The sequence below is a fragment of the Mycolicibacterium arenosum genome, from assembly GCF_024320865.1.
Lineage (GTDB): Bacteria > Actinomycetota > Actinomycetes > Mycobacteriales > Mycobacteriaceae > Mycobacterium > Mycobacterium arenosum.
Genome location: NZ_JANDBD010000010.1, coordinates 166,732 through 191,154, shown reverse-complemented (window position 1 = coordinate 191,154; position 24,423 = coordinate 166,732). Strand labels below are relative to the sequence as shown.

Below are 24,423 nucleotides of genomic sequence, written 5' to 3'. Positions count from 1 at the left end.
CTGAGCGGCGAGCTCGCAAGACGCTGCGTAGAATCGGCAAAGCATCGCCTCCCGTGCGGGAGAGTTCCGTGGCCGCCAGCCACGGACGCCGAAGGAGCAACACCTCTCCGTCAACCTCTCAGGCCCCAGGACCGCACGGGCCAACGATGCCTCTGGAAAGCGGTGAGTGCAGACTCACCCGCCCATGGGGAAAGGCCCGCCGCGGTTCGCCGCGGTAGCCGAATCTCTCAGGCACCCGGTAACGGGCTGACGACAGAGGGGGAGGACCGCCAGCGGTTCCGTCCAGGAAGGTCCCCCACGTGTCCGGTTCCAGTCACGATCACCACCAGTTCCGGTTCGCCGATCGGCACATCGGCCCCGACGGCGCCGAAGTGGCCACGATGCTCGAGGTCGTCGGCGTCGGCTCCCTCGACGAGCTCGCCGAGAAGGCGCTGCCCGCGGGGATTCTCGACACCGTCACGATCGACGGGGTCGCTCCGGGGCTGGAACAGCTGCCGCCGCCTGCGACCGAGGAGCACGCGCTCGCCGAACTGCGCGCGATGGCCGACAGCAACACCATCGCCGTGTCGATGATCGGGCAGGGGTACTTCGACACGCTGACGCCGCCGGTGCTGAAGCGCAACATCCTGGAGAACCCCGCCTGGTACACGGCGTACACGCCGTACCAGCCGGAGATCAGCCAGGGCAGGCTCGAGGCGCTGCTCAACTTCCAGACCATGGTCGAGGACCTGACCGGTCTCGACATCGCGAACGCGTCGATGCTCGACGAGGGCACCGCGGCCGCCGAGGCCATGACGCTGATGCACCGCGCCGCCAAGGGCTCGGGCAACCGGCTGGCCGTGGACGTCGACGTGTACCGCCAGACCGCGGCGATCATCGAGACGCGAGCCAAGCCGCTCGGCATCGACGTCGTCACCGCCGACCTGCGCAACGGCCTGCCCGACGGAGAGTTCTTCGGCGTCATCGTGCAGCTGCCGGGCGCCAGCGGCGTCGTCACCGACTGGTCGAAGCTCGTCGAACAGGCACACGACTGCGGCGCGCTCGTCGCCGTCGGAGCCGACCTACTGGCGATGACCCTGGTCGCCGCGCCCGGCGAGCTGGGCGCGGACGTCGCGTTCGGCACCACCCAGCGGTTCGGTGTGCCCATGGGCTTCGGCGGTCCGCACGCCGGCTACCTCGCCGTCGGCACCAAGTACGCCAGGCAGCTGCCCGGCCGGCTGGTCGGGGTGTCGGTGGACGCCGACGGCTCCGTCGCCTACCGACTCGCTCTGCAGACGCGCGAGCAGCACATCCGCCGCGATAAGGCGACCAGCAACATCTGCACGGCGCAGGTGCTCCTGGCCGTCATGGCCGCGATGTACGCCAGTTACCACGGCGCCGACGGCCTCACCGCGATCGCGCACCGCGTCCACGGACACGCTCTCGCCGTCGCGATGGGTCTGAAGGAGGCGGGTGTCGAGGTCGTTCACGACGCGTTCTTCGACACCGTGCTCGCGCGGGTGCCGGGTCGCGCCGCGGATGTCCAGGCGGCGGCCAAGGCACGCGGAATCAACGTGTGGCTGGTGGACGCCGATCACGTGTCGGTGTCGTGCGACGAGGCGACGTCGGCGCACCACGTCGAGGACGTGCTGGCGGCGTTCGGTGCGCAGCGCGGCGGCCATCACTGGGCCGGACCCGAGATCGCAACGCGCACAACGCCGTTCCTCACCCATCCGGCTTTCACGCGGTATCGCACCGAGACCGAGATGATGCGGTACCTGCGCTCGCTGGCCGATAAGGACATCGCGCTGGACCGCAGCATGATCCCGCTGGGCTCGTGCACGATGAAACTCAACGCGGCCGCGGAGATGGAGTCCATCACCTGGCCGGAGTTCGGCAAGCAGCATCCGTTCGCTCCGGCGTCGGACACCCCCGGACTGCGCACGCTCATCGCCGATCTGGAGCGGTGGCTCACCGGAGTCACCGGGTACGACTCCGTGTCGCTGCAACCCAACGCGGGCTCGCAGGGGGAGTACGCGGGCCTGCTCGCGATCCAGGCGTACCACCTCAGCCGCGGCGAGGTGCAGCGCAACATCTGCCTGATCCCCTCCAGCGCGCACGGCACCAACGCGGCGTCGGCGGCGCTGGCCGGCATGAAGGTGGTGGTCGTCGCCTGTCGCGACAACGGTGACGTTGACCTCGACGATCTGCGGTCGAAGGTCGCCGAGCACGCGGACAGCGTTGCGGCGCTGATGATCACGTACCCGTCGACGCACGGCGTCTACGAGCACGACGTCGCCGACATCTGCGCCGCGGTGCACGACGTCGGAGGCCAGGTCTACGTCGACGGCGCGAACCTCAACGCCCTCGTGGGGCTGGCCCGGCCCGGCCGCTTCGGCGGCGACGTGAGCCACCTCAACCTGCACAAGACGTTCTGCATCCCACACGGTGGCGGTGGACCGGGCGTCGGACCGGTGGCCGTGCGGGAGCACCTCGCGCCCTTCCTGCCCGGTCACCCGTTGGCCGACGAACTCGGCGACGACTACACGGTCTCGGCCGCGCCGTACGGTTCGGCGTCGATTCTGCCGATCACGTGGGCGTACATCAGGATGATGGGCGCACCGGGCCTGCGCGCGGCGACGCTGACGGCGATGGCGTCGGCGAACTACATCGCCCGCCGCCTCGACGAGTACTACCCCGTGCTTTACACCGGCGAGAACGGCATGGTCGCGCACGAGTGCATCCTCGATCTGCGCGGCATCACCAAGGACACCGGCGTCACGGTCGACGATGTGGCGAAGCGCTTGGCGGACTACGGTTTCCACGCGCCGACGATGAGCTTCCCCGTCGCGGGCACGCTCATGGTCGAGCCCACCGAGAGCGAGAGCCTGGCCGAAGTCGACGCGTTCTGCGACGCGATGATCGCCATCCGCCGCGAGATCGACAAGGTGGGTTCGGGGGCCTGGCCGGTTGACGACAACCCGTTGCGCGGCGCCCCGCACACCGCGGAGAGCCTGCTGGTCGACGAGTGGACGCACCCGTACACCCGCGAGCAGGCCGCCTACCCGCTCGGCAAGGGCTTCCGCCCGAAGGTGTGGCCCCCGGTGCGGCGCATCGATCAGGCGTACGGCGACCGCAACCTGGTGTGCTCGTGCCCCCCGGTGGAGGCCTTCGCCTGATGCGCCGAGTGTGCGCCTGACGAGATTCCGACGCCGGAGATCTCGTCGGGCGCACGCTCGCGCACGACGGTCGACTCAGATCGAAGTTGCTCCCGATGGCTGCGCCGGTGGCGTTCCGAAACGCGAAGCATCTTCCGTCAGTTCCGATCGGCCAGAAACGGCGCCGACTGATCCGCGCAGGACCTCCAGCCCGCTAGCGGCGAATCGAACTCAAGCCACGGCCCGCGCCGCGCCCCGTCGCATCCCGTATTCGGTGCGCTAGAAGGGATCGTCGTCCTTCGGTGTGAGGAGGCGTTCGGGGTGGTGCAGGTCGTTGAGGTGAGCTCTGCCGGTGCCGGGGTCGACCCATTCGAATCGTCCGTCGGGGCGGCGGCGGGTGGTCCAACCGGTGTTCTCGATCATCTGATTACCGGCGCCGCACGCCAGAGTCAGGTCGTCGATGTTGGTCTGGCCGTCGCGTTTCCAGTCCAGGACTGCGTGGTGGGCCTGGGTGCGGTACCAGTCGACGGTGCAGCCGGGGCAGGTGCAGCCGCGTTCGCGGGCGAACAGCATCAGCTTCTGGGCCCCGGTGGCGCAGCGTTGGGAGCGGCCGAGGTGCAGGGCTTGACCGGTGTGCCCGTCGAACACGGCGAGGTAATGGTGGGCGTCGGCGGCCATCGCGATCAGATCCCGCATCGGCAGTCGCGACCCGCCGCCGGTCACGGCGTACCCCGCTCCGGCCTGTAGTTCCTGCAGCGTGGTGGTCACCACGACCGTCGTCGGTAGGCCGTTGAGGGTGCCGAGGGTGTTGCAGCGCAGCAGCAGGTCCAGGGCGGTTTCGAAGGCGTCGTGGGCGTACTGGGATTTGGTGCGCCACTGTCCGTCCAGCACGGGTCCGGCCTGCGGCGGGGGTGGGTCGGCCCACCCGCGCAGGTAGCTCAGGCCGTCGGGTTGTTGCGGTCCGAGGGTGAGGCCGGCTTTCTTGGCGGCTGCGTCGGCGGATTCGTCGCCGTCGGGGTGCCGCAGGGCCAGCAGCTGCATCGCGACGACGGTCAATCCGCGGCTATCCAGTTGGGTGGCGGCCTCGGCCAACGACTTCTCGCCTTGAGCCTTGGTGATCGAGTCCACCTGTGCGGGCAGGGCGGTGAAGAACTTACGGATCACCTCGACGTGTTCGTGCCGATCAGACCGTCGCGGTGGGCGGCGGCGGTGTGCTCCCATTCCGACGGCAACACCTCGCCCTGCAGCGTTGTGTGCGGGGCCAGATGCTGGGTGCGGGTAAGGCGTTTGTTGGCCTCGCCTTGCTGATCCGGCAGTTCAGCGTGAGCAGCTTCCACCAGGAGGTCACCCCGTGATCGGTCGGGACGGCTTCGCGTTGCAGGCGGGCCAGGATCGTGTAACCGACCATCGGCACCCGCCGGGATGCGGTCTCGATGTCGATGAGCGCGACTGCGATCTCGGCAGGGGTGTCAGCGTCGACGTCGGCCGACAGTAGGGCGGCCACCGCGAGCTGTGACTACTGAAACCGCAGGGGCAGAAGAGTTTCGGTCAACTCTCACAGGCTACGCGCAGGCCTGCGGTGGCTAGCTGAGCGTCGTCGCAATCGCGGCGCCGAGTTCGGGTCCCGCCGAGCTCGGCACGTTCTGGTAGCTACCGCCCGTCGACTGCGCGACGGCCTCCCACGTCGAGCGGTCGGCGTCCGCGCCGAAGTCGATGACGTTGACCGCAACGGGCTTGCCGGGGGTGAAGGTCTGCTTGATGAAGGCCTCCAGTCCCGGTCCGTCCAGACTCTGGTCGGTGTGCGGCCCCGCGGTGATCACCAGCACCGAGTTCTCCTGGCCGTCACGGAAGTTCGCGACGGCCTCGGTGTAGAGGGCACGCAGCGTCGTGAACGACACCCGGCCGCCGTCGGACGCCACCTGGCCGGTCAGGTTCTCGGTGAGCACCTGTGAGCGCGGCTGGCCGTCGACCTGATCGCTGAGCGGCCCGGTGGCCACTTCGGAGCGTCCGGCCACCCCGTCGAACGTCCAAAGTCCGATCGACGCCGACGGGGGAATCTCCCGGAGTCGATCGGTGAGCGCTGCGGTGACGTTGGCCACGCGCGACTTGCCCGCTTCGCTGGTGTTCATCGACTGGTCGAGCATGATCGTCACCGTCTGGCTCTGCATGGGCGAGGTCACCGCATTCGCCAGCGTCACCCGTGTGCCGTCGTCGCCCACCGTCAGCGGATCGGCGAGCGAACCGAATTCGATGACGTCGCTCGACGGCGGGTTCGCGCCGTCGACGTCCGCGCGGAAGCCGGCCTCCACCAACTTGGTGAGCGCCTCGGGCTTGCGCAGGTAACGATCGAATTCGCTTGCCGCCGTGCTCTGTTCCTTGGTCAGCCAGTCGCCGGCCAGCTGTACGGCGGGGTAGTCGGCGAGCCCGACCGGGCCCGGCGGCAGCCACGCCGCGATCTTGTCCTTCGCATCCGGTGTCGACGCGGCCCGCTGAAAGACCTGCTGCTCGGTGGTGGCCACCGCGTGCACCGGCGACGCCGCGAGGGTGCCGCCGCCCAGCAGCGCGTCCAGTGCGGTCGTGAGAGTGTCGTCGGCCAGCTCCGGTTGACCCGCCACGAGCGTCGAGATGGCACCCGCCCCCGCGGTCGCGGGCGCACCGGCAGGGGCGCTGTCGGTCGCGACGGCTTCCGCGGCGACGAAGGTGGCGTCGCCGTTGTCGCTGAGCGGCAGAGCCAGGCGCAGCGGACCCCAGCCGGGCAGGCGCAGCCCGTCCAGCGCGGTCGGATTGCTCTGCAGTGCCGGCAGCGTGCCCCAGTTCTGCTGCGCCAGCGCGGTCTTCAACTCCGGCCTGACGGCTAGGAGAACGGGCGAGGTGACCAGTGAGCGCGACGCACTGGTGGCCTCCTGGCCCGCGACGGCCTCGAGCCGAGCCGCCGAAATCGAGCTGCCGGGAATCCACAGCGCGGGCTTCTCGCCGAGATCACCGGGCCATTGACCGGACAACCCGTCGATGACCGGAGTGGCGTTGGAGCCTGTCACGGTGATTTTTACGCACTTGTCGCCGACGGGCGCCGCGCTGCTGTTGTATTCGTCCGCGAGCCCGCTGATGTTCTCGGCGATCGACGGATCGGCGACCACCGCGACGGTGACCTCGCCCGCGACGCAACGCGCCGCGGCGATCTGGGAGCGGCTGGACAGCGAATCGCCGATGAAGCGCCAGAGGATGAACACCCCGACGACCACGACGACGGTGACGAGCGCGGCGATCACGCCCTTGCTGATCCCGCGTCTGCCGGCCTGGATGGCGCGGTGGCTACCGGTCCACTCGCCGCCTTCCCACTCGCCGCCGTGCTGCGCGCGCGACGCGGGCGGTCGCGACGGTGGCCGCGGCGTCGTCGGGATGACGTTGGTGGCCGCTTCGGGCTCGTCGTCGTCGGTGTCGCTCGCCCAGTAGTCGTCTGCGAAGTCGTCGTCGGCGTACCGGTCGTCGGCCGGGTAGTCGGCGTCGGCGTACTCGGCATCCTCATCGTCGGCGCTGTACCCCGGCCGGTCGTACCCCGGCTCGTCGTACCCGCCGTCGTACCGAGGCGCGCCGCCATACGGCGGCGGATCGACCGAATACCGTTGCGCCCCAGCATCATAGGACTGGTCGTCCGACGATTCTTCGGGGTCGGGGACGCTGTGCCTACCCATTCCTACCCTTTGCCACCCTCTGGTCTCGTCTCCTGGCCCCGAGCCGCAGTCTAGTCGCGGGCGAGATGGCGAGCCTTGAACTCACGGCGCCGGCGATGCAGGATCGGCTCGGTGTAGCCGTTGGGCTGCTCGGCTCCGGACAGAATCAACTCCTGAGCGGCCTGGAACGCGATGCTGTCCTCGGGGTCGGGAGCCATCGCCAGGTAGTCGGGATCCTTGGCGTTCTGCTCGTCGACGACGGCGGCCATCCTGCGCAGGCTGGCCTTCACGTCACCCTCGGTGATGACGCCGTGCCGCAGCCAGTTGGCCAGCAGCTGGCTGGAGATCCGCAGCGTCGCACGGTCCTCCATCAGTGCCACGTTGTGGATGTCGGGCACCTTCGAGCAGCCGACCCCCGCGTCGACCCAGCGCACCACGTATCCGAGGATCGACTGGCAGTTGTTGTCGACCTCCTCGCGGATCTCCTCGGGCGCCCAGGCGAGTTCCTTGGCCAGCGGGATGGTGAGCAGTTCCTCGAGCGTCGTGCGCTTCTCGCCCGCGAGTTCCTTCTGCACCTCGGCCACGTCGACCTGGTGGTAGTGCATGGCGTGCAGCGTGGCGGCGGTGGGCGACGGCACCCACGCGGTGGTGGCGCCCGCCTTGGGCTGACCGATCTTCTGCTCGACCATGTCGGCCATCAGGTCGGTCATGGCCCACATGCCCTTGCCGATCTGCGCGCGGCCCGACAGCCCGGTCGCCAGGCCGGTGTCGACGTTGGCGTCCTCGTAGGCCTTGATCCACGGCTGCGACTTCATCGCACCCTTGCGGATCATCGGACCGGCCTCCATCGAGGTGTGGATCTCGTCGCCGGTGCGGTCCAGGAAGCCGGTGTTGATGAACACCACCCGATCGGCCGCCGCCTTGATGCACGCCTTCAGGTTGAGCGTCGTACGCCGTTCCTCGTCCATGATGCCGACCTTCAGCGTGGCCTGCGGCAGGCCGAGCACGTCCTCGACGCGGCTGAACAACTCGCACGTGAACGCGACTTCGTCGGGGCCGTGCATCTTCGGCTTCACGATGTAGACGGAACCCGTCCGGCTGTTGGCGTACGGACCGTTCTCGTGCGATTCCCTCAGCCCGTGCGTCGCGATGAGGCCGGTGAACAGCGCGTCCTGGATGCCCTCCGGGACCTCGTTGCCATCGGCGTCCACGATCGCGTCGTTGGTCATCAGGTGCCCGACGTTGCGGACGAACAGCAAGCTGCGGCCCGGCAGGCTCAGCTCGGACTCCCCGTCGGCCGCGGTGTACGTCCGGTCGGGGTTGAGCACGCGGGTGAACGACTTGTCTCCCTTGCTGACCTCTTCGGACAGATCGCCGCGGTTGAGGCCCAGCCAGTTGCGGTAGCCCAGCACCTTGTCGTCGGCGTCGACGGCCGCCACGGAGTCCTCGAAGTCCATGATCGTCGTGATCGCGGACTCCAGGACGACGTCCTTGATGCCCGCCTTGTCCGTCGACCCGACGGGGGAGTCCGCGTCGATGAGCACCTCGACGTGCAGGCCGTGGTGCGCGAACAGCACGGACGTCGGCGCGGCCGGTTCGCCGAGGTACCCGACGAACGCGCTCGCGTCCGCCGGTGCGGTGGTGCCACCGTCGGTCGCCACGACCAGCGTGCCGTCGTCGACGCTCAGCCCGGTGACGTCGGCCCACGAGCCGGACTTCAGCGGCACCGCTTCGTCGAGGAACGCCCGCGCGTAGGCGATGACCTTGTCGCCGCGCACGCGGTTGTAGCTGGAGCCCTTCTCGGCGCCGTCGGCCTCGGAGATCACATCGGTGCCGTACAGCGCGTCGTACAGCGAACCCCACCGCGCGTTGGCGGCGTTGAGGGCGAAGCGCGCGTTGAGGATCGGCACCACCAACTGCGGTCCCGCGGTGGACGTGATCTCGGCGTCGACACCCGACGTCGTCACGGTGAAGTCCGCGGGCTCGGGCAGCAGGTAGCCGATCTCGGTCAGGAACGCCTTGTACTCGTCCATCTCGAACGGCCCGATGACCCGGGCGCGATGCCACCTGTCGAGTTGCGCCTGCAGGTCGTCGCGGCGCGCCAGCAGTTCCTGATTCTGTGGCGTCAGGTCGGCGACGACCTTGTCGACACCGGCCCAGAAGCTGTCGGGGTCGAGCCCGGTGCCGGGCAGCGCCTCGTTCGTGACGAAGTCGTACAGCACCTTGGCGACCCGCAGATTGCCCACGGTCACGCGATCGGTCATCTCTTGCCTCCTGAAGCGTCGAACCAGCTTACCCGTGGGTAACAGCAGCTAATCGCCGTGCGCCGCCGACAGGAGCACCTCGCACGCATCGGCCAGCGCGGCCCGCAGCGGCGCCGCCCGGTCGCTGATCTCCTGCTGGGCGCGGACGTAGGTGGACCGGCCCGCCGGCGTCTCGATGGCGATCGGCTGGAAACCATATCCGGTCAGGTCGTAGGGGCTCGCGCGCATGTCGACCTCGCGGGCGTCGAACGCCAGCGCCAGGGCGTCGACCAGCAACTCCGATCCGACGAGTGGACCGAGCTTGTACGCCCACTTGTACAGATCCATCGCGGCGTGGATGCAGCCCGGCTGCTCGGCGGCCGACTGACCGGCTCGCGTCAGATGCTCGACGTTGCGCTCCGCGGCGGCATCGGTGAAGAACCGGAACGCGTCGAAGTGGCTGCAGCGCAACGGCATCGACTCCACCACGGCGTCCGTGCCCGCCCCGCCGAGACGCAGTGGAACCGAGCCGTGGCGGACCTCGTCGGAACGGTAGACCATCGCCCATTCGTGCAGCCCGAAGCAGTTCATTCGAGCGGGCCGGCTCGCGGTGGCGCGCAGTAGCGTCGCAACGAACTCGACGGTCTCGACGCGGGCCCTGAGGTAGTCGTCGGACACCGCGACGCCGTCGGCGCGTCGGTGGTATCCGGTGAAGTCGGCGTACCGATCGGCGGCCGGGCCCGCCAGGGCGACGCCGAAACCGGGGTGCCAGCGCCGTAACTGCCGCGGCCGAAGGCTGTAGTAAGTGAACAGGAAATCCCAGACGGGGTGAGCTTGCCCACGTCGGGCCCGCTGCCGCTGCGGCGCCAGGAAGCCCTCGACGCGCGCCACGTGAGCGCGTTCGCGCGACAGCCAGGCGTCCTCGAACAGCACCCGACCGCGCACGGCCAGCTCAGACACGGTTCGTTCCATCGCGAACGGTGCCGACCAGGTCCTCCACCAGATCCTCGAGCGCGACCACCGCGGTGACGACACCGCCGTCCGAGGTGACGAGCGCGAGGTGGCTGTTGTCCCGGCGCAGTGCGGACAGCGCGTCGGGCACCGGCATCGACGCGGGCACCGCGGGCAACGGGCGGACCGTCGCCGCGTCGACGACGGCGGTGGGATCGTTGATGAGCGCCAGCACGTCCTTGATGTGCAGGTAGCCGATGAACGCCCCGGCCTCGTCGGCCACCGGGAACCGCGAGTAGCCGGTGTCGGACAGCGCCCGTTCGATGCTGTCGACCCGAGGCCCCTGTCCGGGCCCGGCGACCGGCACCGCGCGCACCTCCGAGAGCGGAATCGCGACGTCGCCGACGACTCGGGTGCGGATCAGCAGCGCCCTGGTGAGCCGGGTGTGCTCCTCGGGGTCGAGCAGTCCCTCCGACAGCGACTCCGCGATCATCTCCGACAACTCGACCGTCGAGACCGTGACGTCCAGTTCGTCCTTCGGTTCGACGTTGAACGCGCGCAGCGTGGTGTTGGCGCACCAGTTGTAGAACGCGATGAACGGCCTGGCCATCTTGATGTAGACGAGGTAGGGCGGGATCAGCAGCATCGCGGCGGTTTCCGGGCCGGCGATCGCGATGTTCTTCGGCACCATCTCGCCGAGCAGCACGTGCAGGGTGACCACGATTCCGAGCGCGATGAGGAACGCCACCGTGTGCAGGATCGTGTCGGGGATCCCCAGGAGCCCGAACGGCTTCTCGAGCAGATGTGCCACTGCGGGCTCGCCGACGCGACCGAGCAGGATCGAGCAGATTGTGATGCCGAGCTGGGCTCCCGCCAGCATCAGCGAGAGTTGCTCGCCCGCCCTGATCACGGTGACGGCGCTGTTCTTACCCTGTTCGGCGAGCGCTTCCAGACGATCGCGGCGGGCGGAGATCAGCGCGAACTCCGAGCCGACGAAGAACGCGTTGAGTGCGAGCAGGACCACGGTCAGCACGACACCGAAGAGATCGGCACCCATCAGCGGTCGACCTCCTCGTCGTGGTCACTGCGCCGACCGAGCCGGGTCAGCTCGACCAGGTCGATACGTCTGCCGTCCATCTGGATCACCGTGGCCTGCCAGCGCACCGGGTCGTCGAGCGGCCCGTCCGGATCGAACTCGGTGAGCTCGACGGTGTCACCCGGTTCGGGAATGTGGCCGAGCTCCTGGAGCACCAGTCCGCCGATCGTCTCGTACTCGCCGTCATCCGACGGCCGGAACGGCGTCTCGGTGCCGACCTCGTCGATCCGGAGCAGCCCGGAGACCCGCCACCCGTTGCGGATCTCGACCACGTCCGGGGTGGCGTCGTCGTGCTCGTCGCGGACGTCGCCGACGATCTCCTCGATCAGGTCCTCGACCGTCACCATGCCCGCGGTGCCGCCGTATTCGTCGACCACCAACGCGGTCTGCAGCCCGTTGGCCCGGATCTGCGCCATGACGGCGTCGCCGTCCAGCGTGGACGGGACGGTGGCCACCGGCAGCGCGATCGCCGTCAGCCGGGTCCGCGACCGCTCGTCGACGGGGACGGTGAACACCTGCTTGACGTGCACGATGCCGACCGTCTCGTCGAGGTCGCCGTCGATGATCGGGAAGCGCGAGTACCCGGTCTCCATGGCCTTGACCAGCAGGTCGGCCACCGTGTCGTCGGTCGCAAGGGCTTCGATCTTCGGGCGCGGGGTCATGAGCTCCTCCGCGGTCCGCTCGCCGAACTGAAGCGACCGGTCGACGAGATCCGCGGTGTCCGCGTCGAGCGAGCCGCTGCGCTTGGACGTGCGGACCAGCGACACCAGTTCCTGCGGCGAACGAGCAGAACGCAGTTCCTCGGCCGGCTCGATGCCGAGCCTGCGCAGGATCCAGTTGGCGGTGCCGTTGGTGACCCTGATCGCGTGCGTCAGCAGCCAGGAGAACCACCACTGCGGCGGGGCGGCCCACCGCGCCGTCTCGACGGGTTTGGCGACCGCGAGGTTCTTGGGGACGAGCTCACCGAAGACCATCGACAGCGAGGTCGCGATCAGCAGCGACAGCGCCAGGGCGACGCCGTCGACCATCCGCTCGGGCAGACCGACCGCGGCCAGCGGTGACCGGAGTAGGCGGGCGACCACGGGCTCGGCCAGATAGCCGGTGGCCAGTGTGGTGATCGAGATGCCCAGCTGGGCGCCGGACAGCTGGAACGACAGCGACTTGTGCGCCTTCTGGACGACGCGGTCGCGCCACCCACCGGACTTGGCGTTGGCTTCGACGGTGCTGCGCTCCAGCGCCGTCAGCGAGAACTCGGCGGCGACGAACACCGCGGTGCCCGCCGTCAGCAGAACGATCGCGAGAAGGCTGAGAAGGGTGAAGGTCAGATCCACGACCGACCCGCCTTCGGGGCGCCGGGCACTGGGCCCGGCCTCCTACTGGACGGCTCGGCGTCCACCGATTCCGGGGAGAGCCGCTCGGTACCGGCGCCTCCCTCGACATCGGAGGCCTCGGCAGGTGCCTGCGGCACGTGGTCCCTTTCGATCGGAGCAGGAATGGGCTACATGCTAGCCGAGGCGGCGGGCACGATCCGCCGTCACCAACCCGTCGGCAGCGGGTGACCCTCCGCGAAGCCGGCCGCCGACTGCACGCCGAGCACGACCTTCTCGTGCAGTTCGGGCAGCGTTGCGGCGCCGACGTACGTGCACGTGCTGCGCACCCCCGACGTGATGTGGTCCAGCAGGTCCTCGACACCACCGCGCGCGGGATCCAGACCCATCCGCGACGTCGAGATGCCCTCCTCGAACAGCGCCTTGCGGGCGCGGTCGAAGGCGCTGTCGCCCGCGGTTCTCGCCGCGACCGCCCGCTTGGACGCCATGCCGTAGCTCTCCTTATACAGCTGGTTGTCGCGGTCGTACATCAGGTCGCCCGGTGACTCGTAAGTGCCCGCGAACCACGACCCGATCATCACGTTGGCCGCGCCGGCGGCGAGCGCGAGCGCTACGTCGCGCGGGTGTCGCACGCCGCCGTCTGCCCATACGTGGCCACCGAGTTCTCTTGCCGCCGCAGCACATTCGACAACCGCCGAGAACTGCGGCCGCCCGACGCCGGTCATCATCCTGGTGGTGCACATCGCGCCGGGGCCCACACCCACCTTGACGATCGACGCGCCCGCGCCGATCAGGTCGCGGGTGCCCTCGGCCGACACGACGTTGCCCGCGGCCAGCGGCAGCCCGAGATCGAGCGCGGCGATCGCCCTGATGGCCTCGAGCATCTTGATCTGGTGGCCGTGCGCGGTGTCGACCACCAGCACGTCGGCGCCCGCCTTCGCGAGCGCGGTCGCCTTGGCCGCCACGTCGCCGTTGATGCCGACGGCCGCCGCGATGCGAAGCCGTCCGCTCGCGTCGACCGCCGGGGTGTAGATGCCCGCGCGGATCGCGCCGGTGCGGGTCAGCACACCGGCGAGCGTGCCGTCCGCTTCGTTGAGGACCGCCACGTCTATCGCGTCGTGCTCCAGGAGGTCGAACACCTTGCGAGGATCGGTGCCGACCGGAGCGGTGACGAAATCGGACACCGCGACTTCGCGCACCCTGGAGAAGCGGTCCACCCCGGCACAGGCGGCCTCGGTGACGACGCCGACGGGGCGGCCGTCGGCCACGACGACGGCGGCGCCGTGTGCACGCTTGTGGATCAGCGCCGTGGCGTCGGACACCGAATCGTCGGGCGACAGCACGACGGGCGTATCCACCACGAGGTCGCGGCTCTTGACGAACTGGACGGTCTCCTCGACGACGGACACCGGCAGGTCCTGTGGCAGCACGACGATGCCGCCGCGCCGCGCGATGGTCTCGGCCATCCGCCGTCCCGCGACCGCGGTCATGTTGGCGACGACCACGGGGATCGTCGTGCCGGTGCCGTCCACCGTCGAGAGGTCGACGTCGAATCGCGACGTGACGTCCGACCGACCGGGCACGACGAACACGTCGTTGTAGGTCAGGTCGTACGGAGGTCGGTGGCCTTCAAGAAACCTCATTGCAACGCAGTCCTCGTGTCGTCTTTTCGCGTGGTTACGCCTCGACCTCGCTGCGGTCGCCGCTCCACAGCGTGTGGAACCGCTTGGCGTGGTCGGTGTCGATGCGGCCGTAGGTGTGCGCACCGAAGAAGTCGCGCAGACCCTGGGTGAGCGCGGCGGGCAACCGCTCGGTGCGCAGCGCGTCGTAATACGACAGCGCGGAGGCGAAGCCGGGGATCGGGATGCCGAGTTGGGTGGCGGTCACGACGACGCGGCGCCAGCTGTCGATGGCGGCCTCGATGGCGTCCCGGAAGTAGGGCGCGACGATCAAGCTCGGCAGATCGGCGTCGTCGTCGAAGGCCTCTTTGATCCGGTTGAGGAACTTCGCCCTGATGATGCAGCCGCCGCGCCAGATCGTGGCCATGTCGCCGGGGGTGATGCCCCAGTCGTACTCGATGCTGCCCGCCTGGATCTGGTTGAAGCCCTGCGCGTAGGCGATGATCTTGGACGCGTACAGCGCCTGTCGGACGTCCTCGGTGAATTGCGCTGCGTCGGTGGGCTTTCCGCCGAGGTCGCCCGATGCCAGGCCGGTGGTGGCCTGGCGCTGGGTGACCGAGCCCGACAGGGCGCGGGCGAACACCGCCTCGGCGATTCCGGTGACCGGCACGCCGAGGTCGAGCGCGGACTTCACGGTCCAGCGGCCGGTGCCCTTCTGTTCGGCCTCGTCGAGGATCAGGTCCACCAGCGGCTCGCCGGTCTTGGCGTCGGTCTGCCGCAGCACCTCGGCCGTGATCTCGATGAGATAGCTGTCGAGATCACCTTCGTTCCACTCGGCGAACACGTCGGCGATCTCCGGGGCGGACTTGCCGAGACCGTCGCGCAGCAGCTGGTAGGCCTCGCCGATCAGCTGCATGTCGGAGTACTCGATGCCGTTGTGCACCATCTTCACGAAGTGCCCGGCGCCGTCGGGGCCGATGTGGGTGCAGCAGGGCACACCGTCGACGTGCGCCGAGATCTCCTCGAGCAGCGGGCCCAGCGACTTGTAGGACTCGGCGGGTCCGCCCGGCATGATCGACGGGCCGTTGAGCGCGCCCTCCTCACCACCGGAGATGCCCGCCCCGACGAAGTGCAGGCCGCGCTCGCGGATGGCCTTCTCCCGACGGATGGTGTCGGTGTAGAGGGCGTTACCGCCGTCGATGATGATGTCGCCGGGTTCCATGGCGTCGGCGAGCTCGTTGATCACCGCGTCCGTGGGATCGCCCGCCTTGACCATGATCAGCACGCGCCGCGGCTTCTCCAGTGCCGCAAGGAATTCCGGGATCGTCTCGCTGCGGACGAAGTTCCCCTCCGAGCCGTGCTCGGCGAGCAGCGCGTCGGTCTTGGCGACCGACCGGTTGTGCAGTGCGACGGTGTAACCGTGATGCGCGAAGTTGCGCGCGATGTTCGATCCCATGACCGCGAGGCCGGTGACCCCGATCTGTGCGGTGGCGGTGGCGTCAGAACTCACGGAAGGCCTTTCGTTGTTCGGTTGCGGCACCACGTTGTGGCACGACGGATTCGCATCAGCGCGTGGGACGGGCCCGGAACAGACTCTAGACGCCGAACAGTCGCCGGAGCTCGGTGAGCCAGGGCACGGCCAGGGCGACGGTTGGCACCACCAGCACGGCGGCCGCCGTCACGTACGCGACGGCGGCGAGGGCCCGACTGTTGGGCAGGCCACCGAGCCTGCGCACCCGCACCACCGTGCTCGGGCCGCCTGCGGCGAGCGCACCCTTGGGGGTGTGACCCGCGGCGCACGCGACGAGGGCGCGCGCCAGGGGAGTGGGGCCCGCCTTCCGCACCGCGGCGTCGTCGGCGAGCAGTTCGATGAGCAGGCGGACGGCGTCGAGCGCGTTTCTGCTGCGGACGAAGCGGGGGAACGCCGCGTGCACGGCGGTGAACATCTCGAGGACGAGGTCGTGACGGGCCCGCAGGTGCGCGCGTTCGTGGGTCAGGATCGCCGAGACCTCGGTGTCCGACAGCGCGGTGAGCGCGCCCTCGCTGACCACGACGCGACTGCGCACACCGGGCAGGCAGTAGGCGAGTGGTTGAGGCACGTCGAGCACCCGCAGACCGCTGGTCCGCGGTGCGGAGCCATGGGAGATGTCGAGGAGATCGACGAGTATCCGGTGCCGTGCCCGGCGGCGCCGGGTCGCCACCGCGACCTGGAGCACGGCCACGATGAGCCGGGCGCCGATCATCAGCGTCAGCGCGAACACGACGACGTAGAGAAGCCACAGCGGCCAGCCGAGCACCCGGATCTCGCTGGTGATCGTGGCGGTGGGTCGCCCGTCCGGGCCGGGGACGAACAGCCTGCTGGCGATGGCGAGGCCCGCGCTGAACGCGGAGAGCACGGCGGCCAGTGCCACCGACTGCCACAGCACAATCGCCGCGCGGGGCGCACGCAGGGGCCACGACGCGCGTGCGAGGAGGGCCGGAACGGGCCCGACGAGCATCAGCGCGACGATGGAGAAGGCCAGCGCGGACACCTCACCAGTCTCCCCTAGTCGGGGCCCTTATTTCCAGCCGGTGCGACAGCGCCGTGTTTGGCTTCGAGTTCGGCGAGCGCCCGGCGCAGCGCAGCGGCCTCACCGGCCCCAACGCGTTCGACGAAGTGGACGAGTGCGGCCTCGCGGCTTCCGGAGTCCGAGACCTGATCGAGCGCGTCGACCATGAGACCGGCGACGAGCTCGTCGCGCCCGTGAGTCGGGGCGTAACGGTGCGCCCGGTCGTCGCGGTGCTGGACGACGAGGTTCTTCTTCGCCAGCCGCTGCAGCACGGTCATGATCGTCGTGTAGGCCAGATCGCGACGGGCCGCCAGCGCTTCGTGCACCTGACGCACGGTCTGGGGTTCACGCGATGACCAGAGGTGATCCATCACCTCACGTTCGAGTTCCCCGAGTCGCGTCAACTTCGCCATCTTCCGTTCACTCTCCTGAGCAATGTGTTCAGGGTACTACGGGCTTACTACCGCGCGTCGTATGCAATCGCGCGAGCCACTCTCACCTCGGTTTTCACCCTCGGACCCGCCGGTCACGACCCGCACCCCACATCGTTGTGAGTCCAGTCACAGGCCGTTTCCCCCTCCTTCAATCACACTATAGTAAGCCTACCCTAACTTGGAGGTGGCCCATGACGGTCGTCGTCGACGACCCACTGATCTCGCGCATGGCGATCTCGCGCGTGCTCCCGCTGCACGAGTCGAGCCGACGCCTGCGCGAGCTGTACCCCGAATGCCCCAGGGTCTACGGCGTCGCCGTGATGGGCGACCTCACGCGGCGACGCTGGTGGCCGCTGTCGGAGGTGCTGACGACCGATCGACTGCAGGTCATGTACGAGGCCGCGGCGGCCGAAACGGACAGTCGGGTGGCGGTGGCGCAGCAGTTGGCGGCCACCCTGTCGCACGTGGTGATCGGGCGCGTGATCCCGCTGCTCGCCCTCGAGGGCCGCGCCTGGGACACCGGGCTGGAGAACCTCTGGGTGCACGTCGACTCCGAGGGTGCGATCGACTGGGTCGGCGTCGCCGATCCCACCCTGCGCGTACTCCCGGACGACGTGTACTTCACCGGCCGCTCCGGGCTGCGACAGCGCCACCCCGTGCGCGATCGCATCGTCGCCCTGCCCAACGAGGCCGCGCTGACGACGTGGGTCGCCCACCGCAGCCACCGAGCGCTGACACCGCTGTTCGACAAACTCGTCGACGTCACCGGCGGCGCCCTGTCGGTGTCGGCGATGTGGCACGTCGTCGGGGCCGCCGTGGTGAGCGCGGCGACGCAGGTGCCGCTGCTGGCCGGCTCCAGCGAGATGACGAGCATGCGGCGCGGCCAGGCCGTGCTGGACGCCCTCGTCGGCTTCGGGGCACCGGTCCGTGGAACCGGCCGAGATGCCCAGGTTAGGTATTGCTAATTTAGGGCAGCCTTGCCTACTATCAATCACGAAAGAGACCACCGGACCGCGCCGGAGTCCAGAGGGCTGCTGAGACTCCCGGTCCACTCGAGGACGGGCCCCGCACATCGTGTGGGGCCCGTCCGCATTCTCGGCTCGCATCGGCACCGTGTAGACAAATCAGCGTGACTTCCTCAGTGCCGCCGGGCCTCGGCGCCGGATTCGACAGCCAACTGGGTCTGAGCTTCCTCGAGGTGACCCCCGACGGCGGACGCGCGGAGCTGACCATCAAGGACACGCTGCTGCAACCGTGGGGCATCGTGCACGGTGGCGTCTACTGCTCGATCATCGAGAGCCTGGCGAGCGTGTCGGCCCACGTGTGGCTGACGTCGACAGGTAGCGGCGGCACCGTCGTCGGAGTCAACAACAACACCGACTTCCTGCGGGCGATCTCCGCGGGCAGGGTGACGGCCACCTCGACACCCATCCACCGCGGGCGCCGCCAACAGCTGTGGCTCATCACGATCACCGACGAGAACGACAAGCTGATCGCCCGCGGGCAGGTGCGCCTGCAGAACATGCCCGACGCCCAACCGCCCGCCTGACACATGTGCTGCTGACTGCCGCATACCGTGGCAATATCCCGCGGTATGCGCTTGTCCCCCCACGAGCAGGACCGTCTGCTCATCTCCTACGCCGCTGAACTCGCCAGGCGCAGAAGCGCACGCGGATTGAAGCTCAACCATCCCGAGGCCGTCGCGGTCATCACCGATCACCTGATGGAGGGCGCCCGCGACGGCCGCTTGGTCGCCGAACTCATGGTCAGCGGGCGCGAGGTGCTGTCCCGCGACGACGTCATGGATGGTGTGCCCGAGATGCTGGACGAGGTTCAGGTGGAGGCCACGTTCCCCGACGGCACGAAGCTCGTCACCGTCCACCACCCGATCCCGTGAGGGCAGTTCGATGATTCCGGGAGAAGTGTTCTACGGCGACGGTGACATCACCATCAACGAAGGTGCGCAACGCCTTTCGCTCGACGTCGTCAACGGTGGCGACCGGCCGATTCAGGTCGGCAGCCACGTCCACCTGCCGCAGGCCAACGCGGCGCTCGACTTCGACAGGGCGGCCGCGCACGGCCACCGCCTCGACATCCCCGCCGGTACGGCGGTGCGCTTCGAACCCGGTGTCGCGCAGCGCGTCTCACTGGTACCACTCTCCGGCAGCCGCGAGGTGCACGGCCTGTCCCTGAACCCGCCAGGAAAGTTGGATTCGTGACCGACCTCACTCGCGCGCGCTACGCCGCGCTGTTCGGCCCGACGACGGGGGACCGGATCCGGCTCGCCGACACCGACCTGCTCGTCGAGATCACCGAGGACCGCAGCGGCGGACCGGGCCTGGCGGGCGACGAAGCGGTGTTCGGCGGCGGCAAGGTGCTGCGCGAGTCGATGGGCCAGTCGCGCGCCACCCGCGCCGACGGCGCCCCCGACACCGTCATCACCGGCGCGGTGATCATCGACTACTGGGGAGTCATCAAGGCCGACATCGGCATTCGCGACGGCCGCATCGTGGGCATCGGCAAGGCGGGGAATCCGGACGTGATGTCGGGCGTTCATCCGGACCTGGTGGTCGGCCCGTCCACCGAGATCATCGCGGGCAACGGCCGCATCGTCACGGCCGGCGCCATCGACTGTCACGTCCACCTCATCTGTCCGCAGATCATGGAGGAGGCCCTCGGCGGCGGCATCACGACGATCATCGCGGGGGGCACCGGACCCGCCGAGGGCAGCAAGGCCACCACCGTCACACCCGGCTCCTGGCACCTCGCGCGCATGCTGGAGTCCCTCGACACCTGGCCGCTGAACGTAGTGCTGCTCGGCAAGGGCAACACGATGTCCGCCGACTCGATGTGGGAGCAGTTGCGCGGCGGCGCAGCGGGATTCAAGCTGCACGAGGACTGGGGCACCACCCCCGCGGTCATCGACGCGTGCCTTAGGGTGTGCGAGCAGGCCGGCGTGCAGGCCAACATCCACACCGACACGCTCAACGAGATGGGCTTCGTGGAGGACACCCTCGCGGCGGTGAAGGGCCGCTCGATCCACGCGTACCACACCGAGGGCGCCGGCGGTGGCCACGCACCGGACATCATCACGGTCGCAGCCGAGCCCAACGTGTTGCCGAGTTCGACCAACCCGACCCGCCCGCACACCGTCAACACCCTTGACGAGCACCTCGACATGCTGATGGTGTGCCACCACCTCAATCCCAGTGTCCCCGAGGATCTCGCCTTCGCGGAGAGCCGCATCCGGCCGTCGACCATCGCCGCCGAGGACCTGCTGCACGACATCGGGGCCATCTCGATGATCGGCAGTGATGCGCAGGCCATGGGCCGGATCGGCGAGGTGGTGTTGCGCACGTGGCAGACCGCGCACGTGATGAAGAAGCGGCGCGGCGCGCTGGAAGGGGACGGCGCGGCGGACAACAACCGCGCCATGCGCTACGTCGCGAAGTACACGATCTGCCCGGCGATCGCGCACGGATTGGAGGGCGAGATCGGCTCGGTCGAGGTCGGCAAGCTCGCCGACCTGGTGCTGTGGGAGCCCGCGTTCTTCGGGGTCCGGCCACACGCCGTGATCAAGGGCGGCATGATCGCCTGGGCGGCGATGGGTGACGCGAACGCGTCGATCCCCACCCCTCAGCCGGTTCTCCCGCGGCCGATGTTCGGCGCCTCGCCCGCCGCGGCGGCGGCGACGTCGGTGCACTTCGTCGCACCGCAGGCGATCGAGGACGGCCTGGCCGACCGCATCGACGTGAAACGCAGGCTGGTGCCGGTCGGGAACGTGCGCAGGGTGGGTAAGGCCGACATGCCGCTCAACGACGCGATGCCGAGGATCGAGGTCGACGCCGACACGTTCACCGTCCGGATCGACGGAGAGGTGTGGGCCGAACAACCCGCGGTCGAACTGCCGATGGCACAACGTTACTTTCTCTTCTAGAGGACTACCTGTTCTGATGTCCGGACTCGCAACGCTTCTCGCGCTCGCCGACTCGCGGCTGCCGACCGGTGGCCACGTTCACTCGGGCGGCGTCGAGGAGGCCGTCGCTCGCGGGCTCGTCACCGATGTGGTGACCCTGCGTGCGTTCCTGGTCCGCCGCATCCGGACCAGCGGACTGGTCACCGCGTCGGTCGCGGCCGCCGTGCACGGCGGTGCGCTGAGCGCAGCCCGCGGCGATCTCGAAACCGATGCCCGCACACCGTCGCCCGCTGCGCGCGCCGCGTCGCGCGCACAGGGCCGCGGACTGGTGCGACTGGCCCGCCGGGTGTGGCCCGACGGCGACTGGGAGAGCGTCGGGGTCAAACCCCATCTGGCAGTGGCGGCCGGTGCGGTCGGTGCCGCCAGCGGCCTGGTCCCGGAGCAGACCGCACTGTCGGTTGTCTACACCACGATGACGGGGTCGGCGACCGCCGCGCAGCGCCTGCTCGCGCTCGACCCCGGCGACGTCGCCGCGCTGACGTTCGAACTCTCCCCGCTGTGCGAGGTGACCGCAGCCGACGCGGCCAAGGAACTGGCCGACCTGTCAGACCCGCTACTCGACGTGCTGGCGCAGCGACACGCCGGCCGCGACCGTCCGCTCTTCGCATCCTGAAAGGACACGCATGCCACCGCATTTCACCGACGGCGAACCGCACTCCCATCACGACCGGCCGCGCCGCGTCCGGCAGCCGGGCGAGCCCTTGCGAATCGGAGTCGGGGGCCCGGTGGGGTCGGGCAAGACCGCCCTCGTCGCGGCGCTGTGCCGCCAGCTGCGCGACGAGCTGTCGCTTGCGGTGCTGACCAACGACATCTACACGACCGAGGACGCCGACTTCCTGCGCAGGCACGCCGTCCTGCCGGACGAGCGCATCGCAGCCGTGCAGACCGGCGGGTGCCCGCACACCGCGATCCGCGACGACATCACCGCCAACCTCGACGCCATCGACGACCTCATCGCAGGCAATCCACGGCTGGACCTGATTCTTGTCGAGTCCGGCGGCGACAACCTCACCGCCACGTTCTCGTCGGGGCTGATCGACGTCCAGATCTTCGTCATCGACGTCGCGGGCGGGGACAAGGTGCCGCGCAAGGGCGGGCCGGGAGTCACGTTCTCGGATCTGCTGGTGATCAACAAGACCGACCTCGCGCCGATGGTCGGCGCGGATCTCGACGTCATGCGCCGCGACGCGGGCAAGGTCCGTGACAACCGCCCGTTCGTGCTGATCTCGCTGACCGAAGACCCCACGGCCGCAGCGGTTCTCGACTGGGTGCTGCAGCAGCTGAGGGTACCGGTTCAGACGCCGTGATCTCCGACGTCCTCATCGTGGCCCGCCGCGGCCGCGAGCCGCACATCGACTGCTCGGGCGGACTGGCCGCGCGACGCACCGAGCCCGACACCGTGCACCTGGTGTCGGCTGCGGCCACTCCGCTGGGCGGTGACACCATGTCGGTGCGCGTGGTGGTCGAAGCCGGGGCCCGGCTGAAGCTCCGCACGGCCGCCGCGAGCATGGTGCTGCCGAGCGCGACGACTCGCGAGTCGCGGGCGGCGTGGGACCTGGAGGTACACGGCGAACTCGATGTCGACCCGCAGCCGACGATCATCGCGGGCGGCTCGCACCACGTGGTCACCACCCGGCTGACAACGAGCGCCACCGGCCGGGTGCGGATCCGCGAGCGGGCTCAGATCGGCCGGGCCTTCGAGCGCCACGGCTTCTGGTCGGCCGCGTTGCACGCCGATGTCGAAGACACGCCCCTGCTACGGCACCGCGTCGAGCTGGGCACCGGCGCCGTCGCCGACGACGCACTGGGAACGCCGCTCGCGTGTATCAGCGAATTCCGCTATCCCGAAACGACTTTCGATACCTCCGGCGAACTCTTGAAGCTTGCGGCCGGTGGCAGCCTCGCGACGTGGCAGGGCGACCGCCTCTAACTCGCCGCCTTCTCCTCGGCCACCGACGCGGCGATCTCCTCGAGTTGGTCGATGCGAATTCGCGCGTACGCCTGCTGTTCGGTGATGGTGAGCTGGCCGCGCTGCCTGCCGAAGAAGGTCACCGCCCAGGACAGGAGGGTCGCCACCTTGGTCTTGAAGCCGACCAGGTAGATGAGGTGCAGCCCCAGCCACGCCAGCCAGGCGAAGAAGCCTCCGAATTCGAGCTTGCGCTCACCGCCGAGGGGGATCTGGGCGACCGCGTTGTACTTGGACACCGTGGCCATCGAGCCCTTGTCGAAGTACTTGAACGGCTCCCGGGGCTTCGGCCTCGTGCCGTGCTCGCGCGCCTTGGCCTCGTTGTGCAGGATCTTCGCCACGTACTTGGCGCCCTGAATGGCGCCCTGCGCCATTCCCGGTACGCCCTCGACGGCGGCCATGTCGCCGATGACGAACACGTTGGGGTGGCCGGGGATCGACAGATCGGGGTTGACCTTGACGCGACCCGCGCGGTCGATCTCGGTGCCGGACTGGTTCACCAGGTCCCTGCCCAGCGGGCTCGCCGACACACCGGCAGACCACACCTTGCACGCCGACTCGATGCGCCGGATGCTGCCGTCCTTGTCCTTGACGGTGAGGCCGTTGCGGTCGACGTCGGTCACCATCGCGTTGAGCTGGATCTCGACGCCCATCTTCTCCAGCCGGGCCTGCGCCTTCTTGCCGAGCTTCTCACCCATCGGGGGGAGAACGGCGGGCGCGGCGTCGAGCAGGATCACGTGCGCTTCGGTCGGGTCGATGTGCCGGAAGCTGCCCTTGAGCGTCTGGTCCGACAGCTCCTGGATCTGGCCGGCCATCTCGACACCGGTGGGGCCCGCGCCCACGACCACGAAGGTCAGCAGCTTCTTGCGCCGCTCCGGGTCGCTGGACCGCTCGGCCTGCTCGAAGGCGCCGAGGATGCGTCCGCGAAGCTCGAGCGCATCGTCGATGGTCTTCATCCCCGGTGCCCACTCGGCGAAGTGGTCGTTACCGAAGTACGACTGGCCGGCGCCTGCGGCGATGATCAACTCGTCGTACGGCGTCCGATAGGTGTGGCCGAGCAGCACCGATTCGACGGTCTGGCTGGCGAGGTCGATGTGCGTGACATCGCCGAGCAGGACCTGCGCGTTGCTCTGCTTGCGCAGGATCAGCCGGGTCGGTGGCGCGATCTCACCCTCGGAGATGATGCCCGTCGCGACCTGGTACAGCAGCGGCTGGAACAGGTGATGGGTGGTCCGGGCGATCAGTTTGACGTCGACGCCGGTGCGCTTGAGCGACTTGGCGGCGTTGAGCCCGCCGAATCCCGACCCGATGATGACGACCTTGTGCCGATCCGACGCCGTAGCTCCGGGATGGCTCATTTCCACTCCTCGACCTAACCTGTGCTGACAACCAGTACAACGAACAGGTTAGTCGGCGGGCTTCCGACGAGCGCGGTGAGATGCCCCACCGCGCT

22 protein-coding genes and 2 riboswitches are annotated in these 24,423 nt (G+C 69.1%); of the genes, 10 read left to right on the top strand and 12 right to left on the bottom strand.

Annotated elements, in window-relative coordinates; translation table 11 throughout:
- Window positions 1–46: 46 nt before the first annotated feature.
- Window positions 47–144: riboswitch (glycine riboswitch) on the top strand.
- Window positions 145–266: riboswitch (glycine riboswitch) on the top strand.
- 33 nt (window positions 267–299) lie between these two features.
- Window positions 300–3,158, top strand: coding sequence for an aminomethyl-transferring glycine dehydrogenase (gcvP, locus tag NM203_RS23590; RefSeq protein WP_255062925.1), 2,859 nt, complete (start codon window positions 300–302; stop codon window positions 3,156–3,158).
- A 258-nt stretch (window positions 3,159–3,416) separates the two neighbouring features.
- On the opposite strand, the gene NM203_RS23585 is transcribed toward gcvP, so the two are convergent.
- Both NM203_RS23585 and NM203_RS23580 read right to left on the bottom strand, forming a co-directional pair.
- On the bottom strand, window positions 3,417–4,301 hold the full coding sequence (locus tag NM203_RS23585; protein ID WP_255062924.1) for an HNH endonuclease signature motif containing protein: 885 nt from the start codon (window positions 4,299–4,301) through the stop codon (window positions 3,417–3,419).
- Window positions 4,298–4,474, bottom strand: coding sequence for a hypothetical protein (locus tag NM203_RS23580; RefSeq protein WP_255062923.1), 177 nt, complete (start codon window positions 4,472–4,474; stop codon window positions 4,298–4,300). The genes NM203_RS23585 and NM203_RS23580 overlap by 4 nt, the downstream gene beginning before the upstream one ends.
- Before the next feature lie 14 nt (window positions 4,475–4,488).
- Here NM203_RS23580 and NM203_RS23575 point away from each other — a divergent pair, with 14 nt between their 5' ends.
- The gene (locus NM203_RS23575) at window positions 4,489–4,632 is read left to right on the top strand and encodes a hypothetical protein (RefSeq protein ID WP_255062922.1); all 144 of its coding nucleotides are present in this window, start codon (window positions 4,489–4,491) and stop codon (window positions 4,630–4,632) included.
- 88 nt (window positions 4,633–4,720) lie between these two features.
- Here the strand turns inward: NM203_RS23575 and NM203_RS23570 are convergent, their stop codons facing one another.
- The 9 genes from NM203_RS23570 to NM203_RS23530 all read right to left on the bottom strand — a co-directional run bounded on the left by NM203_RS23570 (window position 4,721) and on the right by NM203_RS23530 (window position 17,007).
- Window positions 4,721–6,829 carry a substrate-binding domain-containing protein gene (locus NM203_RS23570; RefSeq protein WP_255062921.1) on the bottom strand — a complete coding sequence of 703 codons (2,109 nt, stop codon included), beginning with the start codon at window positions 6,827–6,829 and terminating at the stop codon, window positions 4,721–4,723.
- 50 nt (window positions 6,830–6,879) lie between these two features.
- Window positions 6,880–9,072, bottom strand: a complete 2,193-nt coding sequence (locus tag NM203_RS23565; protein WP_255062920.1) for a malate synthase G — start codon at window positions 9,070–9,072, stop codon at window positions 6,880–6,882.
- A gap of 48 nt (window positions 9,073–9,120) precedes the next feature.
- The gene (locus NM203_RS23560) at window positions 9,121–10,023 is read right to left on the bottom strand and encodes a 3-methyladenine DNA glycosylase (protein ID WP_408633400.1); all 903 of its coding nucleotides are present in this window, start codon (window positions 10,021–10,023) and stop codon (window positions 9,121–9,123) included.
- On the bottom strand, window positions 10,004–11,059 hold the full coding sequence (locus tag NM203_RS23555; protein ID WP_255062917.1) for a hemolysin family protein: 1,056 nt from the start codon (window positions 11,057–11,059) through the stop codon (window positions 10,004–10,006). Before NM203_RS23555 ends, NM203_RS23560 begins: the two co-directional genes overlap by 20 nt.
- On the bottom strand, window positions 11,059–12,429 hold the full coding sequence (locus tag NM203_RS23550) for a hemolysin family protein (protein ID WP_255062914.1): 1,371 nt from the start codon (window positions 12,427–12,429) through the stop codon (window positions 11,059–11,061). Before NM203_RS23550 ends, NM203_RS23555 begins: the two co-directional genes overlap by 1 nt.
- 203 nt (window positions 12,430–12,632) lie before the next feature.
- A complete protein-coding gene (locus NM203_RS23545) occupies window positions 12,633–14,069 on the bottom strand; it encodes a GuaB1 family IMP dehydrogenase-related protein (RefSeq protein ID WP_255062911.1) in 1,437 nt (478 codons plus the stop codon).
- A 34-nt stretch (window positions 14,070–14,103) separates the two neighbouring features.
- A complete protein-coding gene (gene gndA / locus NM203_RS23540) occupies window positions 14,104–15,555 on the bottom strand; it encodes an NADP-dependent phosphogluconate dehydrogenase (RefSeq protein WP_255062910.1) in 1,452 nt (483 codons plus the stop codon).
- Between the two features lie 85 nt (window positions 15,556–15,640).
- Window positions 15,641–16,576 (bottom strand): M56 family metallopeptidase, encoded by a 936-nt coding sequence (locus tag NM203_RS23535; protein ID WP_255062909.1) that lies wholly within the window; start codon window positions 16,574–16,576, stop codon window positions 15,641–15,643.
- Window positions 16,577–16,590: 14 nt separating this feature from the next.
- Window positions 16,591–17,007 (bottom strand): BlaI/MecI/CopY family transcriptional regulator, encoded by a 417-nt coding sequence (locus tag NM203_RS23530; protein ID WP_255062908.1) that lies wholly within the window; start codon window positions 17,005–17,007, stop codon window positions 16,591–16,593.
- Between the two features lie 212 nt (window positions 17,008–17,219).
- Between NM203_RS23530 and NM203_RS23525 the strand changes: the two genes are divergently transcribed.
- The 8 genes from NM203_RS23525 to NM203_RS23490 all read left to right on the top strand — a co-directional run bounded on the left by NM203_RS23525 (window position 17,220) and on the right by NM203_RS23490 (window position 22,934).
- Window positions 17,220–17,993, top strand: a complete 774-nt coding sequence (locus tag NM203_RS23525) for an iron reductase (RefSeq protein WP_255062907.1) — start codon at window positions 17,220–17,222, stop codon at window positions 17,991–17,993.
- Between the two features lie 164 nt (window positions 17,994–18,157).
- Entirely contained in the window at window positions 18,158–18,577 is a 420-nt protein-coding gene (locus NM203_RS23520) for a PaaI family thioesterase (RefSeq protein ID WP_255062906.1), read from the top strand.
- 45 nt (window positions 18,578–18,622) lie between these two features.
- On the top strand, window positions 18,623–18,925 hold the full coding sequence (locus NM203_RS23515; protein ID WP_255062905.1) for an urease subunit gamma: 303 nt from the start codon (window positions 18,623–18,625) through the stop codon (window positions 18,923–18,925).
- 10 nt (window positions 18,926–18,935) lie between these two features.
- Window positions 18,936–19,247, top strand: coding sequence for an urease subunit beta (locus tag NM203_RS23510; RefSeq protein ID WP_255062904.1), 312 nt, complete (start codon window positions 18,936–18,938; stop codon window positions 19,245–19,247).
- Complete coding sequence (locus NM203_RS23505; RefSeq protein ID WP_255062903.1) at window positions 19,244–20,965, top strand: urease subunit alpha; 1,722 nt, start codon at window positions 19,244–19,246, stop codon at window positions 20,963–20,965. The genes NM203_RS23510 and NM203_RS23505 overlap by 4 nt, the downstream gene beginning before the upstream one ends.
- 16 nt (window positions 20,966–20,981) lie before the next feature.
- Window positions 20,982–21,617, top strand: coding sequence for an urease accessory protein UreF (locus NM203_RS23500; RefSeq protein ID WP_255062902.1), 636 nt, complete (start codon window positions 20,982–20,984; stop codon window positions 21,615–21,617).
- A gap of 10 nt (window positions 21,618–21,627) precedes the next feature.
- Window positions 21,628–22,311: an urease accessory protein UreG gene (gene ureG / locus NM203_RS23495; protein WP_255062901.1), complete on the top strand. Its 684-nt coding sequence runs from the start codon at window positions 21,628–21,630 to the stop codon at window positions 22,309–22,311.
- A complete protein-coding gene (locus NM203_RS23490; RefSeq protein WP_255062899.1) occupies window positions 22,308–22,934 on the top strand; it encodes an urease accessory protein UreD in 627 nt (208 codons plus the stop codon). The genes ureG and NM203_RS23490 overlap by 4 nt, the downstream gene beginning before the upstream one ends.
- On the opposite strand, the gene NM203_RS23485 is transcribed toward NM203_RS23490, so the two are convergent.
- Complete coding sequence (locus NM203_RS23485; protein WP_255062898.1) at window positions 22,931–24,328, bottom strand: type II NADH:quinone oxidoreductase Ndh; 1,398 nt, start codon at window positions 24,326–24,328, stop codon at window positions 22,931–22,933. The genes NM203_RS23490 and NM203_RS23485 overlap by 4 nt on opposite strands.
- Window positions 24,329–24,423 lie beyond the last annotated feature (95 nt).